This window comes from Mycobacterium sp. NGS34, assembly GCF_059812845.1.
In genome coordinates this window covers 230,449-248,096 of the sequence record NZ_JCALDM010000004.1, presented here as the reverse complement: position 1 = coordinate 248,096, position 17,648 = coordinate 230,449, and the positions used below count along the sequence as shown (strand labels likewise).

General features: G+C 69.3%; 14 protein-coding genes. 12 read left to right on the top strand and 2 right to left on the bottom strand.

The genetic code is table 11. The annotated features are described in order from the left end of the window. Positions 1-30: 30 nt before the first annotated feature. A complete protein-coding gene (modA, locus tag AC5Y7V_RS12805) occupies positions 31-828 on the bottom strand; it encodes a molybdate ABC transporter substrate-binding protein (RefSeq protein ID WP_499880405.1) in 798 nt (265 codons plus the stop codon). A gap of 211 nt (positions 829-1,039) precedes the next feature. On the opposite strand from modA, the gene AC5Y7V_RS12800 reads away from it, so the two are divergent. The 3 genes from AC5Y7V_RS12800 to AC5Y7V_RS12790 all read left to right on the top strand — a co-directional run bounded on the left by AC5Y7V_RS12800 (position 1,040) and on the right by AC5Y7V_RS12790 (position 4,260). Beyond that, positions 1,040-1,717, top strand: coding sequence for an SDR family oxidoreductase (locus AC5Y7V_RS12800; protein WP_499880404.1), 678 nt, complete (start codon positions 1,040-1,042; stop codon positions 1,715-1,717). A 63-nt stretch (positions 1,718-1,780) separates the two neighbouring features. Further along, a complete protein-coding gene (locus AC5Y7V_RS12795; protein WP_499880403.1) occupies positions 1,781-2,698 on the top strand; it encodes an LLM class F420-dependent oxidoreductase in 918 nt (305 codons plus the stop codon). 176 nt (positions 2,699-2,874) lie between these two features. Further along, complete coding sequence (locus AC5Y7V_RS12790) at positions 2,875-4,260, top strand: NAD(P)/FAD-dependent oxidoreductase (protein WP_499880402.1); 1,386 nt, start codon at positions 2,875-2,877, stop codon at positions 4,258-4,260. Positions 4,261-4,316: 56 nt separating this feature from the next. Here AC5Y7V_RS12790 and AC5Y7V_RS12785 read toward each other — a convergent pair whose 3' ends face one another. Then, positions 4,317-4,733, bottom strand: a complete 417-nt coding sequence (locus AC5Y7V_RS12785) for a PaaI family thioesterase (protein WP_499880635.1) — start codon at positions 4,731-4,733, stop codon at positions 4,317-4,319. A 292-nt stretch (positions 4,734-5,025) separates the two neighbouring features. Here AC5Y7V_RS12785 and AC5Y7V_RS12780 point away from each other — a divergent pair, with 292 nt between their 5' ends. From AC5Y7V_RS12780 to AC5Y7V_RS12740, 9 genes are all read left to right on the top strand, one after another. Next, entirely contained in the window at positions 5,026-5,445 is a 420-nt protein-coding gene (locus AC5Y7V_RS12780; RefSeq protein WP_499880401.1) for a BlaI/MecI/CopY family transcriptional regulator, read from the top strand. A 14-nt stretch (positions 5,446-5,459) separates the two neighbouring features. Then, entirely contained in the window at positions 5,460-6,410 is a 951-nt protein-coding gene (locus AC5Y7V_RS12775; RefSeq protein WP_499880400.1) for a M56 family metallopeptidase, read from the top strand. A 103-nt stretch (positions 6,411-6,513) separates the two neighbouring features. After that, positions 6,514-7,980, top strand: coding sequence for an NADP-dependent phosphogluconate dehydrogenase (gene gnd / locus AC5Y7V_RS12770; protein WP_499880399.1), 1,467 nt, complete (start codon positions 6,514-6,516; stop codon positions 7,978-7,980). A gap of 44 nt (positions 7,981-8,024) precedes the next feature. Next, entirely contained in the window at positions 8,025-9,461 is a 1,437-nt protein-coding gene (locus AC5Y7V_RS12765; RefSeq protein WP_499880398.1) for a GuaB1 family IMP dehydrogenase-related protein, read from the top strand. A 171-nt stretch (positions 9,462-9,632) separates the two neighbouring features. Next, positions 9,633-10,994 carry a hemolysin family protein gene (locus AC5Y7V_RS12760; protein ID WP_499880397.1) on the top strand — a complete coding sequence of 454 codons (1,362 nt, stop codon included), beginning with the start codon at positions 9,633-9,635 and terminating at the stop codon, positions 10,992-10,994. Beyond that, on the top strand, positions 10,991-12,040 hold the full coding sequence (locus tag AC5Y7V_RS12755) for a hemolysin family protein (RefSeq protein ID WP_499880396.1): 1,050 nt from the start codon (positions 10,991-10,993) through the stop codon (positions 12,038-12,040). The genes AC5Y7V_RS12760 and AC5Y7V_RS12755 overlap by 4 nt, the downstream gene beginning before the upstream one ends. Positions 12,041-12,268: 228 nt before the next feature. Then, entirely contained in the window at positions 12,269-14,476 is a 2,208-nt protein-coding gene (locus AC5Y7V_RS12750) for a malate synthase G (protein ID WP_499880395.1), read from the top strand. Between the two features lie 102 nt (positions 14,477-14,578). Beyond that, complete coding sequence (locus tag AC5Y7V_RS12745) at positions 14,579-16,654, top strand: substrate-binding domain-containing protein (protein WP_499880394.1); 2,076 nt, start codon at positions 14,579-14,581, stop codon at positions 16,652-16,654. A 133-nt stretch (positions 16,655-16,787) separates the two neighbouring features. Further along, positions 16,788-17,648: a haloalkane dehalogenase gene (locus AC5Y7V_RS12740; RefSeq protein ID WP_499880393.1), complete on the top strand. Its 861-nt coding sequence runs from the start codon at positions 16,788-16,790 to the stop codon at positions 17,646-17,648.

Below are 17,648 nucleotides of genomic sequence, written 5' to 3'. Positions count from 1 at the left end.
GTTTGTAGCGCGTCTGTCCACGCGGCTGCGTCAGGGTTTGGCGAAGCCCAACCGGGCCAGGATGTTCTGGCCGGTGTCGCCGGTGACCATCGCCACGAATTTTTGCGCCAACGTCGCCTGCGCGGCGCTCTTCAACACCGCGATCGGATAGACGTTCACGGCGCCGGCGCCCTCCGGAAAGTTCACGGTCGCCACCTTGTTCCCGGCGCTGTGGGCGTCGGTGACGTACACCAGCCCGGCGTCCGCCTGTCCGGTGGTGATCTTGTTGAGGACGTCGGTCACGTTGAGTTCCTCACTGACCGGGTTGAGGCGCACCCCGGTGCCGTCCTCGACGCGCTGGGTCGCGGACCCGCACGGGACCGGCTTCTGGCAGATCACGACGCTCAGCCCCGACTTGCCGAGGTCCGCGAAGGACCCGATCTTCTTCGGGTTGCCCGGCGCCGTGACGATGACCAGCGTGTTCGAGGCGAAGTTCGCAGACGGGCCGGCCAGCAGCCCCGCCTTGGCGACCGTGTCCATCTGGGCGGTGTCCGCCGACGCGAAGACGTCGGCGGTGGCGCCCTGGGTCAACTGCGTGGCGAGCTCGGACGAGCCCGCGAACTCGAAATCGACGGTGCTGCCGGGGTTTTGGATCTTGAACTGCTCGGCGATCTGGCCGAACGCCGGCTTCAGCGAGGCCGCGGCGAACACGACAACCTTCCCGGCGGTCGGGGCGGGCTGAGTGGGTGGGGACGACGGCGTTTTCGAGCTGCAGCCGAGCAGGCCCGACGCCAGCGCGGACACCAGCACCGTCGAAACCAAACCGCTCACGATGCCGATTCGCCGCATGAGGGCACCCTAGTCCGCCGATGATGCGGTCGGTGCGGCGGCTAATCGCCGCAAACAAGTGGCTGCCGAATAGTTATGCAAATAATCCGCGCGTCGCGGGGCCCGGAGTTTCGCGGAGTAGCTACCGTCCAGTAACATCTTCTTAGATTTATGCCATAAACGCGCTGAGGTCCCAGGCAGCTTCTGGGTTCAACGTCGATACGAGGAGGTCATGGCCGTGGAAGTTCTGGTCACCGGGGGCGACACGGAGCTGGGGCGCACTGTGGCCGAGGGCTTCCGCGACGACGGTCACAAAGTGACCCTGGTGGGCGCGAGCCGCAGCGACCTCGAGGTCGCCGCGAAGGAACTCGACGTCGACGCCATCGTCTGCGACACCACCGACCCGGCGAGTCTCGCCGAGGCGCGCGGGCTGTTCCCCCACCACCTCGACACCATCGTCAACGTGCCGGCGCCGGCCTGGGACGCGGGCGACCCCCGCACCTACTCGATGGCCGACACGGCCAAAGCCTGGCGCAACGCCCTCGATGCCACGGTGCTGTCCGTGGCGCTGACCGTCCAGGCCGTCGGCGATCACCTGCGCTCCGGTGGCTCGATCATCAGCGTGGTGCCGGAGAACCCGCCCGCCGGAAGCATCGACGCCGCGATCAAGGCGACGCTGTCGAATTGGACCGCGGGCCAGGCGGAAGCCTTCGGCACCCGCGGGATCACCGTCAACGCGGTGGCCAGCGGGCGCAGCGCGCAGGCCGGTTACGACGGGCTGTCGCGCACGCCGCCGACGGTCGCCGCCGAGGTCGCCCGCCTGGCGCTGTTCCTCACCACCCCGGCGGCGCGCCACATCACCGGCCAGACGCTGCACGTCAGCCACGGCGCGCTGGCTCATTTCGCCTGAGGCTGAATCAGATCGGTTTCACACCCTGGTTCTGATACCGGGCCGGTGGCTACGGTGAACAACGTGGCTATCCGACTTGGTTTGCAGATTCCCAACTTTTCCTACGGCACCGGGGTGGACAAGCTCTTCCCCACCGTTATCGCCCAGGCTCAGGAGGCCGAGGCGGCCGGATTCGACTCGGTCTTCGTCATGGACCACTTCTACCAACTGCCCATGCTGGGCGATCCCGATCAGCCCATGCTGGAGGCCTACACCGCGCTGGGCGCCCTGGCCACCGCAACCGAACGGGTGCAGCTGGGCACCCTGGTGACCGGCAACACCTACCGCAACCCGACGCTGCTCGCCAAGATCATCACGACGCTGGACGTGGTGAGCCAGGGCCGGGCGATCCTGGGCATCGGCACCGGCTGGTTCGAACTCGAACACGATCAGCTGGGCTTCGAATTCGGCACCTTCACCGACAGGTTCAACCGGCTCGAGGAGGCGCTGCAGATCATCCTGCCGATGCTCAAGGGCGAACGGCCGAGCTTCTCCGGCAAGTGGTATCAGGCCAAGGAGGCGATGGCCAATCCCCGCTTCCGCGACCACATTCCGTTGATGATCGGCGGCAGCGGCGAGAAGAAGACGATCCCGCTCGCGGCGCGCCACTTCGACCACCTCAACGTCATCGCCGGGTTCGACGAGCTGCCCGCCAAGCTGAAGGTGGTGCGGGAGCGATGCGAGGAGATCGGCCGCGACCCGGCCACTTTGGAGACCAGCACGCTGACCACGGTGGTCGTCGACGAGAACTTCAAGGCCGACCAGATTCCCGCCGAGATGGGCCAGCGCATGGTGGTCGGCAGCGCGGAGTCGGTCGCCGAGCAACTCAAGACCAAGGTGTTCGACGCCGGCATCTCCGGGGTGATCATCAACATGCCGTTCTACACGCCGGGCGTCATCACCGCGGCCGGCGAAGCCCTGCGTCCGATCGCGGGGTTGTAACGCAAACCGCATCGCGCACCGGGCATGACGAGTATCACGTTCACTCGACCAGGCCCGATGCGTGATGTGGTTCATTACACATGCTTACGATCTGGGTTTCGGGGTATCGCCTTTATTAGCGTGGTAGCTAACTGGAATCGCGCGTCCAGCGACCCCGATCAGGAGCCTGCCCCCACATGAGCACGCAAGCAGAAGCCACTGCTGCACCCGACCGTCGTCACCAAGTCGTCATCATCGGGTCGGGATTCGGCGGGCTCAATGCGGCAAAGAAGCTCAAGCACGCCAACGTTGACATCAAGCTGATCGCGCGCACCACCCACCACCTGTTCCAGCCGCTGCTGTACCAGGTGGCCACCGGCATCGTGTCCGAAGGCGACATCGCCCCGCCCACCCGGGTCGTCCTGCGCAGGCAGCGCAACGTCCAAGTGCTGCTCGGCGACGTCACGCACATCGATCTCGAGGGCCGGTTCGTCGTGTCGGACCTGCTCGGCCACACCTACGAAACCCCTTACGACACATTGATTGTCGCGGCCGGGGCCGGCCAGTCCTACTTCGGCAACGACCAGTTCGCCGAGTTCGCGCCCGGCATGAAATCGATCGACGACGCGCTGGAGGTGCGGGGCCGAATCCTGAGCGCCTTCGAGCAGGCCGAACGGTCCCGCGACCCGGAGCGACGCGCAAAGCTGTTGACGTTCACCGTCATCGGCGCCGGCCCCACCGGCGTCGAAATGGCCGGGCAGATAGCCGAACTCGCCAACCACACCCTGAAGGGGTCCTTCCGGCACATCGACTCCACCCGCGCGCGGGTGATCCTGCTCGACGCCGCCCCCGCGGTGCTGCCGCCGTTCGGCGAAAAGCTCGGCGAGCGGGCGGCCGCGCGGCTGGAGAAGATGGGCGTGGAAATCCAGCTGGGGGCGATGGTCACCGACGTCGACCGCAACGGCATCACGGTGAAGGACTCCGACGGCACCACCAGGCGCATCGAATCCGCGTGCAAGGTGTGGTCGGCCGGGGTCCAGGCCAGCGGGCTGGGCATGGACCTGGCCGAGCAGTCCTCGGTCGAGGTCGACCGCGCCGGACGCGTCAAGGTGCTGCCCGACCTGTCCATCCCCGGACACCCGAACGTGTTCGTGATCGGCGACATGGCCGCCGTCGAGGGCGTGCCGGGCGTGGCGCAGGGAGCCATCCAGGGCGCCAAGTACGTCGCGAGCACGCTCAAGGCGGAACTGAACGGGGCCGATCCGGCCGAGCGCGAGCCGTTCCAGTACTTCGACAAGGGCTCGATGGCCACGGTGTCGCGGTTCTCCGCGGTGGCCAAGATCGGTCCGCTGGAGTTCAGCGGCTTCATCGCCTGGCTGATGTGGCTGGTGCTGCACCTGGTGTACCTGGTCGGCTTCAAGACGAAGGTGAGCACGCTGCTGTCGTGGACGGTCACCTTCCTGAGCACGCGCCGCGGCCAGCTGACCATCACCGAGCAGCAGGCGTTCGCCCGCACCCGCATCGAACAGCTGGCGGTGGCGGCGGCGGAGGCAAAACGTCCGGCGGCCAGGCGGGCCAGCTGACCCTCCGGCCGACCGGATCGAGGGGTGCCGGTCGGCTCGGCCGGGCTTGACGCCGGCTAAGCCTCGAGGTTTTGCAGCCGCACCTGACCGCGGGCCACCACCCGATCGTCGTCGTCGGTGATGGTGACCAGCCACAGCTGTTGGCGCCGGCCGCGGTGAATCGGCTCGCCGGTGCCGTACACCATCCCGGAGCTGATCGAGCGCAGAAAATCCGTGTTGTTGTTGACCCCGACCACGTTGCCGCCGTCGCCGTTGGTGTTCAGCCAGGTGTAGGCGGCCACGCTGGCCATGCTCTCGATCACCGAGCAGTAGACGCCGCCGTGCACGAGGCCCATGGGCTGCAACAGTTTCGGGGTGACCTCGAGTTGGGCGCGCACGCGGTCCGGGCTGAGTTCGGTGTAGTGCAGCCCCAATTCGCCGTCGAACGGCGCGGTGAAGTTCGGCGGCAATGGCGCATCGGGTGGCGGTGGCACGCTCATGTGTCTACACCATCGGCGATCCGGGCCACCGGCGAGGAAAACATCCCCCGAAACGGGCGAGCCCCGCGCTGCTGCGCGGGGCTCGCCGATCGAGTAGACCGGGGGTCACTGCAGCCCTCAGGACTCGCCGCGGTCATGTCGCTCGACCGCCATCAGCATAGGCAAGGCTGCCCTAATTTCGCAAGGTATGGTTTCGGTATTACCGAGCCCCGCTGCGCCCGGATAGATACGACGGCCGGTAGTAAGCGGAGTACGCTGGTTTCGACGCTCAGGAGATGAACGCACTATGGCCAAACTGACCCGGCTAGGGGATCTGGAACGCGCCGTGATGGATCATCTGTGGTCCACGCCGGAGCCCCAGACCGTCCGCCAAGTCCACGAAGCGTTGTCGGCGCGACGCGACCTCGCCTACACGACGATCATGACCGTGCTGCAACGGTTGGCCAAGAAGAATCTGGTCTCCCAGATCCGCGACGATCGCGCCCACCGGTACGCGCCGGTGCACGGGCGCGACGAGCTCGTCGCCGGGCTGATGGTGGACGCGCTGGCCCAGGCCGAGGACTCCGGGGGCAGGCAGGCCGCCCTGGTGCACTTCGTCGAGCGCGTCGGCGCCGACGAGGCGGAGGCGCTTCGGCGCGCGCTGGCCGAATTGGAAGCCAATCCGCGCGACAACGCCCGGTCGGCTGGCGCGCCAGCGGAGGACTGAGGGAGACTGGCAGCGTGTCCGCGCTGGCCTTCTCCATCCTCGCGGTGCTGTTGGTCGGCCCGGTGCCGGCCCTACTAGCACGCGCGACGTGGCCGCTGCGCGCCCCGCGTGCCGCGATGGTGTTGTGGCAGGCCGTCGCCCTGGCCGCGGTGCTCTCGGCGTTCAGCGCCGGGATCGCGATCGCCAGCCGGGTGCTGGTGCCCGGCCCCGACGGGCGGCCCACCGCCAGCGTCATGGGCGCGGCCGGCCGACTGGGCTGGCCGCTGTGGACGGCGTACATCGCGGTTTTCGCGCTGACCGTGCTGATCGGCGTCCGGTTGACGGTCGCGGTCGTGCGGGTCGCCATCGCCAATCGGCGGCGGCGGGCCCATCACCGCATGGTGGTCGATCTCGTCGGCGTCGGACACGGGGCGGCCCTCGCTCAGCCGTGCGCCAAGACCCGCGACCTGCGCGTCCTGGACGTCGCGCAGCCGCTCGCCTATTGCCTGCCGGGCGTGCGCAGCCGGGTGGTGGTCAGCGAGGGAACGCTGAAGACGCTCGGCGATGCCGAGGTTTCCGCCATCCTCACCCACGAGCGGGCCCACCTGCGCGCCCGCCACGACCTGGTGCTGGAGGCGTTCACCGCGGCACACGCCGCCTTCCCACGGTTCGTCCGCAGCGCCAACGCGCTGCGCGCGGTGCAGTTGCTCGTCGAGCTCCTGGCGGACGACGCCGCGGTGCGCGCCACCGGGCGCACTCCCCTGGCCCGGGCGCTGGTCGCCTGCGCCTCCGGGCGGGCGCCGTCGGGTGCGCTGGCAATGGGCGGCACCAGCACGGTGGTGCGGGTGCGCCGGCTCTCGGGCCGCGGCAACAGCCTGCTGCTGGCGGCCACCGCATACCTGGCCGCGGCCGCCGTGTTCGTGATGCCGACCGTGGCGCTGGTCGTGCCGTGGCTCATCGAGCTGCGACGGCTGTTCACCGTCTAGCGTCGGAGTGGGCCATCACCCTGGAATGCCTCCCGGAGTCGGCTGTGCCACAGTGTGATCCGACAGCTTGTCGAAAAAGTTCTGCGACCTGAGAGGCCAAGCCATGAGTGCCCCGAATTCCAAGAATTCTCAGACCGGTACCGCGCAGATCGGCGTCACCGGCCTCGCCGTCATGGGCTCCAACATCGCCCGCAACTTCGCCCACCACGGGTACACGGTGGCGCTGCACAACCGGTCCGTCGCCAAGACCGACGCGCTGCTGTCCGAGCACGGCGACGAGGGCAAGTTCGTGCGCTCGGAAACCATCGCGGAATTCCTCGACACGCTGGAGAAGCCGCGGCGGGTGCTGATCATGGTCAAGGCCGGCGACCCGACCGACGCCGTCATCAACGAGCTCGCCGACGCGATGGAGGAAGGCGACATCATCATCGACGGCGGCAACGCGCTCTACACCGACACCATCCGCCGGGAGAAGGCGATGCGCGAGCGCGGGCTGCACTTCGTCGGCGCCGGCATCTCCGGCGGTGAGGAGGGGGCGCTGAACGGGCCGTCGATCATGCCGGGCGGACCGGCGGAGTCCTACAAGTCGCTGGGCCCGCTGCTCGAGGAGATCTCCGCGCACGTCGACGGCGTCCCGTGCTGCACCCACATCGGCCCGGACGGCGCCGGCCACTTCGTCAAGATGGTGCACAACGGCATCGAGTACTCCGACATGCAGCTGATCGGCGAGGCCTACCAGCTGCTGCGCGACGGGCTCGGCAAGACCGCCGAGGAGATCGCCGACGTGTTCGACGAGTGGAACAAGGGCGACCTGGACAGCTTCCTCGTCGAGATCACCGCAAAGGTCCTGCGCCAGACGGACGCCAAGACCGGCAAGCCGCTCGTCGACGTCATCCTCGACGAGGCGGAGCAGAAGGGCACCGGGCGCTGGACGGTGAAGTCGGCGCTGGACCTCGGCGTGCCCGTCACCGGCATCGCCGAGGCGGTGTTCGCCCGCGCGCTGTCGGGCTCCGTCACCCAGCGCAAGGCCACCACCGGGCTGGCGTCCGGGCGGCTCGGCGAAAGGCCAACCGACGCAACGCAATTCGTCGAGGACGTGCGGCAGGCCCTGTACGCGTCGAAGATCATCGCCTACGCCCAGGGGTTCAACCAGATTCAGGCCGGCAGCGCCGAGTACGACTGGGCCATCACGCCGGGCGACCTGGCCACCATCTGGCGCGGCGGCTGCATCATCCGGGCGAAGTTCCTCAACCGCATCAAGGAGGCGTTCGACGAGGACGCCGACCTGCCGACGCTGATCGTCGCGCCGTACTTCCGCGCCGCGATCGAGGCCGCGATCGACGGCTGGCGTCGCGTCGTGGTGACCGCCACCGAGCTGGGCATCCCGATCCCGGGCTTCTCGTCGGCGCTGTCCTACTACGACGCGCTGCGCACCGAGCGGCTGCCCGCGGCGCTCACCCAGGGGCTGCGCGACTTCTTCGGTGCGCACACCTACGGCCGCACCGACGACGACCCGGACAAGCGCTTCCACACCCTGTGGAGCGGGGACCGCAGCGAAGTGCCCGCGTAGCCTTTCTGCGTGTAGAAGGGCGCAAAGGGGGCAAGCCGAATCGCATGAGGTTTCTCGACGGGCACCGACCCGGGTATGACCTGACGTACAACGACGTCTTCATCGTGCCGAACCGCTCCGACGTCGCGTCGCGCTTCGACGTCGACCTGTCCACCGTCGACGGCTCCGGCACCACCATCCCGGTCGTCGTCGCCAACATGAGCGCGGTGGCCGGGCGGCGCATGGCCGAGACGGTGGCGCGGCGCGGCGGGCTGGTGATCCTGCCCCAGGATCTGCCCATCCCGGCGGTGCAGCAGACGGTGGATTTCGTCAAGAGCCGTGACATGGTCCTCGACACCCCGGTGGTGCTCGAGCCCGACGACTCGGTGTCCGACGCGGTCGCGCTGATCCACAAGCGCGCGCACGGTGTCGCCGTCGTCGTGTTCGAGGGCCGCCCGATCGGTTTGGTCACCGAGGCGTCGTGCCTGGGCGTCGACCGCTTCACCCGGGTGCGCGACGTGGCGGTGACCGACTTCGTGACGGCCCCGGCGGGCGCCGAGCCGCGCAAGATCTTCGACCTGCTCGAGCACGCCCCGATCGGCGTCGCCGTGGTGACCGGCGCCGACGGCACGCTGGCGGGCGTGCTCACCCGCACCGGGGCGGTCCGCGCCGGGCTGTACACGCCGGCCACCGACGCGCGCGGGCGGTTGCGCGTCGGCGCCGCCGTCGGCATCAGCGGCGACGTGGGGGCGCGGGCCCGGTCCCTGGCCGAGGTCGGCGTGGACGTGCTCGTCATCGACACCGCCCACGGGCATCAGGTCAAGACGCTGGACGCGATCAAGGTCGTCGCGTCGCTCGAGCTTGGCCTGCCGCTGGCCGCGGGCAACGTGGTGTCGGCGGAGGGCACCCGCGACCTGCTGGGAGCCGGGGCGACCATCGTCAAGGTCGGCGTCGGGCCCGGCGCCATGTGCACCACCCGGATGATGACCGGCGTCGGGCGCCCGCAATTCTCCGCCGTGCTCGAATGTGCTTCCGCCGCAAGGAAACTCGGTGGGCATGTGTGGGCCGACGGGGGCATCCGGCATCCGCGGGACGTGGCGCTGGCGCTGGCCGCCGGCGCTTCGAACGTGATGATCGGGTCGTGGTTCGCCGGCACCTACGAGTCCCCCGGCGACCTGATGCGCGACCGCGACGACCAGCCCTACAAGGAGAGCTACGGCATGGCCTCCAAGCGGGCCGTCGTCGCCCGCAGCGGCGCCGAGACCGCGTTCGACCGCGCCCGCAAGGCGTTGTTCGAGGAGGGCATCTCGACGGCCCGGATGGGGCTGGATCCCGACCGCGGCGGCGTCGAGGACCTGATCGACCACATCACCTCCGGGGTGCGCAGCACCTGCACCTACGTCGGCGCCTCGACGCTGTCCGAGCTGCACGAGCGGGCCGTCGTCGGCGTGCAATCGGCCGCGGGGTTCGCCGAGGGCCATCCGCTGCCGCTGGGGTGGTGAGCGCGCCGCCGCGGTCGTTCTGCCGGCCGCACGCGTTGGCTACCATGTGAATTCAAGTGAGTTTCGGCTGGCAGCAAAGCGCTGCGCCGCATTGAGGGAAAGGGATGACGTGCCGCTGGCACGCGTCGAGGCCCGCACCGTGATCCGGGCAGCGTCCCCGGGGTCTCCGCCATGAACGTCACCATCACGCTGATCAGCCTGGTGGCCATCGCGCTGCTGATCTTCGCCAACGGGGTCTTCGTCGCGGCCGAATTCTCGCTGACCGCCCTGGACCGCAGCGTCGTGGACTCCAACGCCCGCCACGGGGGCCGGCGCGACCGCTTCATCCAGCGCGCCCAACAGCGGCTGTCGTTTCAGCTGTCGGGCGCCCAGCTGGGCATCTCGATCGCCACGCTGGCGACCGGCTACCTGACCGAGCCGCTGGTGGCCGACCTGCCGCATCCGGGGCTGAGCGCGATCGGCATTCCGAGCCGGGTGGCCGATGCCATCCTCGCTTTCCTGGCGCTGGTGATCGTGACGTCGGTGTCGATGGTGTTCGGCGAGCTGGTCCCGAAATACCTCGCCGTCGCGCGCCCGCTGTCGACCGCCCGCGCCGTCGCCGGCTTCCAGTTGCTGTTCTCGGCGCTGTTCACCCCGGCCATCCGGCTGACCAACGGCGCGGCCAACTGGATCGTGCGCGAGCTGGGCATCGAGCCGGCCGAGGAGCTGCGCTCGGCCCGCTCGCCGCAGGAGCTGGCGTCGCTGGTGCGCAACTCGGCCCGCAGCGGCACCATGGACGCCGCCACCGCCGCGCTGGTGCGGCGATCGCTGCAGTTCGGCGAGCTGACCGCCGAGGAACTGATGACGCCCAGGTCGAAAATCGTCGCGCTGGAAACCGACGAGACGGTCGCCGACCTGGTCGCGGCGGCCGCCGAGTCTGGCTTCTCCCGCTTCCCCATCGTCGACGGCGACCTCGACGAGACGGTCGGCATCGTGCACGTCAAGCAGGTGTTCGCGATCCCCGCGGCCGAGCGCGCCACCACCCTGCTGACGACGCTCGCGCAGCACGTTCCGGTGGTGCCCTCGACGCTGGACGGCGACGCCGTGATGGCCGAGATCCGCGCCAACCCCCTGCAGACCGCGATGGTCGTCGACGAGTACGGCGGAACCGCCGGCATGGTGACCGTCGAGGACCTGATCGAGGAGATCGTCGGCGACGTCCGCGACGAACACGACGACGCGACCCCGGACGTGGTGGCGGCCGGCGCCGGCTGGCGGGTGAACGGGCTGCTGCGCATCGACGAGGTGGCCGCCGCCACCGGATTTCGGGCCCCGGAAGGGCCCTACGAGACGATCGGCGGCCTGGTGCTGCGCGAGCTCGGCCACATCCCCGCGGCCGGGGAGACGGTGGAGCTGACCGCGCTGGATTCCGACGGCCTGCCGGACGCGTCGATGCGCTGGCAGGCGACGGTGGTCCGGATGGACGGCCGGCGCATCGACGTGCTCGAGCTGCAGGAGCTGGGCGAAACGCCCGCGGGGCGGGGCCCGCAGTGAACGACTGGCTGGGAGCGCTGCTGGCGATCCTGTTGATCGGGGTGAACGCGTTTTTCGTCGGCGCGGAGTTCTCGCTGATCTCGGCGCGCCGCGACCGCCTCGAGGCGCTGGCGGAGCAGGGCAAGGCGCGGGCCGTCGTGGTGATCCGCGCCGGCGAGCAACTGTCGTCCATGCTGGCAGGGGTGCAGCTGGGAGTGACGGTCGCCTCGCTGCTGCTCGGCCGGATCGGTGAGGCCGCGGTCGCCAACCTGTTGCGCTCGGCGTTCGGCCTCGCCGGTTGGCACCCGGCGCTGTTGCACACGCTGTCGCTGGCGCTCGCGCTGGCGATCGTGGTGACCCTGCATGTGCTGCTGGGTGAGATGGTGCCGAAGAACATCGCGCTGGCCGGCCCCGAGCGCGCGGCGATGCTGCTGGTGCCGCCCTACCTGGCCTACGTGCGTGCGGCGCGGCCGTTCATCGCGTTCTACGACAAATGCGCCAACGTGGTGCTGCGCGCGCTGGGGGTCGAGCCCAAGTCGCAGCTCGACGTGGCGGTTTCCACCCGGGAGCTGCGGGTGATGATCACCGAATCGGTGTCCGAAGGGCTGTTGGACGCCGAGGAGCACGGCCGGCTGACCCGGGCGCTGCAGCTGCGGTACCGCCGGGTCGGCGACGTGGCGCGGCCGCTCGCCGAGATCCGGGCGGTGCCGGTGGCCGCGGCGGGCTCGGGCCCGACCGTGGGCGCGGTCGAAGAGGCGCTGGCCCAGAGCGGCTATTCGCGGTTTCCCGTCGCCGACCCCGACGGGAAGTTCATCGGTTACCTGCACATCAAGGACGTGCTGACGCTCGACAACGACCCGAACACGGTGATCGACCTGGCCTGGGTGCGACCGCTGCCGCAGGTCCCGACGTCGTTGCCGCTGGCCGACGCCCTGTCGCGGATGCGCCGCAGCAACAGCCACCTGGCGTTGGTGACCGACGATGACCGGGCCGGCGGCGCGGTGGTTGCGATGGTCGCGATGGAAGATCTGGTCGAAGACCTGGTCGGCACCATGCGCGACGCGTAGTGCCGCTGCCCGCCGGCCGCGCCGCAGCCCGTATGATCTCCAAGGCTGCCGGGCCGGATAGCGATCCTCGCGGTTCGCCGCGGCGCCGCCGTTGGAGCTCTTAGCGCGCGCCTGACCTGCTGTTGCGGGTCGGGCGGATGACGTCCGTCGGGCCGCCGGTCGGTACGCTGAAGGCAATGCGTGTTGAGGGCCGGTGAGGTGTTACTTGGCCCACGATGGAGGAGAAAAATGACTGATCGCGTGTCGGTGGGGAACCTGCGCGTCGCCCGAGTGCTCTACGACTTCGTGAACAACGAGGCCCTGCCCGGCACCGACATCGACCCGGACAGCTTCTGGGCCGGCGTCGACAAAGTGGTGGCCGACCTGACGCCGCAGAACCAGGATTTGCTGAACCGTCGCGACGAGCTGCAGGCGCAGATCGACAAGTGGCACCGGCACCGCGTGATCGAGCCGATCGACGCCGAGGCCTATCGCGCGTTCCTCGGCGAAATCGGCTACCTGCAGCCCGAACCCGAGGACTTCACCATCACCACCTCGGGTGTCGACGACGAGATCACGACGACGGCCGGCCCGCAGCTGGTGGTGCCGGTGCTCAACGCGCGGTTTGCCCTGAACGCGGCGAACGCCCGCTGGGGCTCCCTCTACGACGCCCTCTACGGCACCGACGTCATCCCGGAAACCGACGGCGCCGAGAAGGGATCGAGCTACAACAGGGTGCGCGGCGACAAGGTGATCGCCTACGCGCGCGCCTTCCTCGACCAGGCCGTCCCCCTGGCGTCGGGCGCGTGGGCCGACGCGACCGGCATCAGCATCGCCGACGGCCAGCTGCAGATCAGCGTCGGCGCCGAGGCCGAGCCCGTCGGGCTGGCGAGCCCGGAGAAGTTCGCCGGGTACAGCGGCGAGCTCGGCTCCCCCAGCTGGTCGGTGTTGCTGGTCAACCACGGCCTGCACATCGAAATCCTGATCGACCCCCAGTCGCCCGTCGGCCAAACCGACCGGGCCGGCATCAAGGACGTGATCCTGGAATCGGCGGTCACCACGATCATGGACTTCGAGGATTCGGTTACCGCCGTCGACGCCGACGACAAGGTGCTGGGCTACCGCAACTGGCTGGGGCTGAACAAGGGTGACCTGGTCGAGCAGGTCAGCAAGGACGGCAAGACCTTCACCCGCGCGCTCAACGCCGACCGCACCTACACCACGCGTGACGGCGGTGAGCTCACGCTGCCCGGCCGCAGCCTGCTGTTCGTCCGCAACGTCGGCCACCTGATGACCAACGATGCCATCGTCTCCGTCGGCGACGGCGACGAGGAAAAAGAGATCTTCGAGGGCATCATGGACGGCCTGTTCACCGGGCTGGCCGCGATCCACGGGCTCAAGACCGGTGACGCCAACGGCCCGCTGACGAACAGCCGCACCGGTTCCATCTACATCGTCAAGCCCAAGATGCACGGGCCCGCCGAGGTCGCGTTCACCTGCGAGCTGTTCAGCCGCGTCGAAGACGTGCTGGGGCTGCCGCAGGGCACCCTCAAGGTCGGCATCATGGACGAAGAGCGGCGTACGACGCTCAATTTGAAGGCGTGCATCAAGGCCGCCGCCGACCGGGTGGTGTTCATCAACACCGGCTTCCTCGACCGCACCGGCGACGAGATCCACACGTCCATGGAGGCCGGCCCGATGATCCGCAAGGGTGCGATGAAGAACAGCACCTGGATCAAGGCCTACGAGGACGCCAACGTCGACATCGGGCTCGCCGCCGGGTTCAAGGGCAAGGCCCAGATCGGCAAGGGCATGTGGGCGATGACCGAGCTGATGGCCGACATGGTCGAGCAGAAGATCGGCCAGCCCAAGGCCGGCGCCACCACCGCGTGGGTGCCGTCGCCGACGGCGGCCACCCTGCACGCCATGCACTACCACTACGTGGACGTGGGCGCCGTGCAGGAGGAGCTCGCGGGCAAGAAGCGCACCACCATCGACGAGCTGCTGACCATTCCGCTGGCCAAGGAATTGGCCTGGGCGCCAGAGGAAATCCGCGAGGAGCTCGACAACAACTGCCAGTCCATCCTCGGCTACGTGGTGCGCTGGGTGGAGCAGGGCGTCGGCTGCTCGAAGGTCCCCGACATCCACAACACCGCGCTCATGGAGGACCGCGCCACGCTGCGGATCTCCAGCCAGCTGCTGGCCAACTGGCTGCGCCACGGCGTGATCACCAGCGAGGACGTCCGGGCCAGCCTGGAACGCATGGCGCCGTTGGTGGACCGGCAGAACGAGGGCGACCCGGTTTACCGGCCGATGGCGCCCAACTTCGACGACAGCATCGCCTTCCTGGCGGCTCAGGAGCTGATTCTGTCCGGGACGCAGCAGCCCAACGGCTACACGGAGCCGATCCTGCATCGGCGCCGGCGCGAGTTCAAGGCCCGCGCCGCGGGTGCGTGAAAACGGCCCGTCATGCGGTAGGTAATGCGGTCCGAATGACTAGAATCTGCGCCGAGTCCACAAGTCACGCGACGGGTCGACGGAAAGGCGGCGGGCACCACTATGGGTAGGCACAGCATGCCCGACCCTGAGGATTCCGTCGACGAGTCAGCCGACGAGTACGTGGCCGATGAGTACGCGGCTGCCGACGCCGACGCCGACACGGGTCAACACCACCGCGCCGAAGGCCAGCCGGAGGCCGCCGAACCGTGGGCCGACTACGGCCACTACCTGGACGAGGGCTTCCCGACCGGGGGTGACCTCTACGCGGACGAGGACCCCTACCCCGCCGACGACACGTTCGCGACCGGCACCGCCGACGGGTATCCGGAATTCGCGGCGAGCGCCGAGACGCCCGCCGCGCCGCCGTCCCGTTTCGGTGGCGGGCACCGCGGGCTGGGCGAGCGGCTCGGTGGCCACCGCAGCGACGGCGGGCGCCGCGGCGTCAGCATCGGGGTGATCGTCGCGCTCGTCGCCGTCGTCGTCGTGGTGGGCGGCGTGATCCTCTGGACCTTCTTCGGTGACGCGCTGTCGCACCGCTCGCACACCGCCGCCGCGCGCTGCGTGGGAGGCAAGGAGACGGTCGCCGTCATCGCCGACCCGTCGATCGCCGAGCCAGTGCAGCAGCTCGCCGAGAGCTACAACTCCACGACCGGCCCGGTCGGCGATCACTGCATGGTGGTGAGCGTCAAACCGGCCGGCTCCGACGCCGTCGTCAACGGCTTCGCCGGCAAGTGGCCGGCCGACCTGGGCGGCCAGCCGGCGCTGTGGATCCCGGGCAGCTCGATCTCCGCCGCGCGGCTGGCCGCGTCGGGCCAGAAGATCACCGAAAGCCATTCCCTGGTCAGCTCGCCGGTGATGCTCGGCGTGCGGCCGGAACTTGCGCAGGCCCTGGGCAATCAGGGCTGGGCGGCGCTGCCCGGCCTGCAAACCAACCCGAACTCGCTGGCGGGGCTGAACCTGCCGGCGTGGGGGTCGCTGCGGCTGGCGCTGCCGATGACCGGCAACGCCGACGCGTCGTTGCTGGCCGGCGAGGCCGTGGCGGCCGGCGCGGCCCCCGCGGGTGCGCCGCCGACGCAGGGCACCGGCGCCGTGCGCACGCTGCTGGGCGCCCAGCCCAAGCTCGCGGACAACTCCCTGACCGAGGCGTTGAATGCGCTGCTCAAGCCGGGTGACCCGGCGACCGCGCCGGTGCACGCGGTGGTCATCACCGAGCAGCAGCTCTACCAGCGCGGCGAGTCGCTGACCGACGCCAAGAGCACGCTGGCGTCCTGGCTGCCGCAAGGCGCGGTGCCCGTCGCCGACTATCCCGCCGTGCTGCTCAACGGCTCCTGGGTGAACCAGGAACAGGCCTCGGCGGCCAACGGGTTCGCGCGCTTCATGCAGAAGCCCGAGCAACTCGCGAAGCTGGCCAAAGCGGGCTTCCGGGTGAACGGCGTCAAGCCGCCGAGCAGCCCGGTCACCAGCTTTGCGGCGCTGCCCTCGACCCTGTCGGTGGGTGACGACGCGATGCGCGCCACGCTGGCCGAGGCGATGGCCGCCCCGTCCAGCGGGCTGGCCGCGACCATCATGCTCGACCAGTCGATGCCCGCCGAGGAAGGCGGAAAGTCGCGGCTGGCCAACGTGATCGGGGCGCTGCAGGAAAAGATCAAGTCGTTGCCGGCCACCGCCGTCGTGGGGCTGTGGACGTTCGACGGCCACGAGGGACGCTCGGAGGTGGCGAGCGGACCGCTGGGCGATCCGGTCAATCCCGCCGGTGGCCCGCCGCGCTCGGCGGCGCTGGCGGCCGCGCTGGACAAGCAGTACTCGTCGGCCGGCGGCGCGGTGTCCTTCACCACGCTGCGCCTGCTCTACCAGGAGGCTCAGGCTAGATATGTTGCGGGGCAACCGAATTCGATACTAGTGATCACGTCGGGGCCGCACACCGACCTAACCCTGGACGGGCCCGGATTGCAGGACTTCATCCGCAAGAGCGCCGACCCGGCCAAGCCGATCGCGGTCAACGTCATCGACTTCGGCGCCGACCCCGACCGGGCCACCTGGGAGGCCGTCGCCCAGCTCAGCGGCGGCGCCTACCAGAACCTCGCCACGTCGGCGTCCCCCGATCTCGCCACGGCCCTCGGCACGTTCCTGGGCTGACGTCCGGCTCGCTCCCCGCGAGCGTAACCTGGCTGCGAAAAACCGGGCCGGAATTCGCCGTGCGGTTACGCTCGCGAACAAGAGCTTGTCACCCCTGCGACATACGATCGTGGCGTTGCCCGAAGGGAGCGCCATGAACATCGATTTCACCCCGGATCCCGGCCTGTACCCGTTCGAGTCGCGCTGGTTCGACAGCTCGCGCGGGCGGATGCACTACGTCGACGAGGGTGACGGGCCGCCGATCCTGCTGTGTCACGGCAACCCGACGTGGAGCTTTCTGTACCGGGACATCATCGTCGCGCTGCGCGACCGATTCCGTTGCATCGCACCCGATTACCTCGGGTTCGGGCTGTCGGAGCGGCCGGCCGGCTTCGGATACAAGATCGACGAGCACACGCGGGTGGTCGGCGAGTTCGTAGATCATCTCGGGCTGGACGGCTACCTGACGATGGGCCAGGACTGGGGCGGGCCCATCAGCATGGCGGTCGCCGTCGAGCGCGCCGCCCGGGTCCGCGGCGTCGTGCTGGGCAACACCTGGTTCTGGAAGACCGACGAGCTGACGACGAAGATCTTCAGCCGCGTGATGGGCAGCCCGCCGATGCAGTGGGCGATCCTGCAACACAATTTCTTTGTGGAGCGCCTGATTCCGGCGGGGACCCAGCACCGCCCGAGCGCGGCGGTGATGGAACACTACCGGGCCGTGCAGCCCAGCGCCGAGGCGCGAAAGGGCGTGGCCGAGATGCCCAAACAGATCCTGGCGGCCGAACCCTTGCTGTCGCGGCTCGGGCGCGAGGTGCCCGCCCAGCTCGGTGCCAAACCCGCGCTATTCGTCTGGGGGATGAAGGACTTCGCGTTCAAACCCGGCCCGACGCTGCCGCGGATGCGCGAGGCGTTCCCCGACCACGTCGTGGTCGAGCTGCCCGACGCCAAGCACTTCATCCAGGAGGACGCACCCGAGGAGATCGCCGCGGCCATCGTCGAGCGCTTCGGCTGA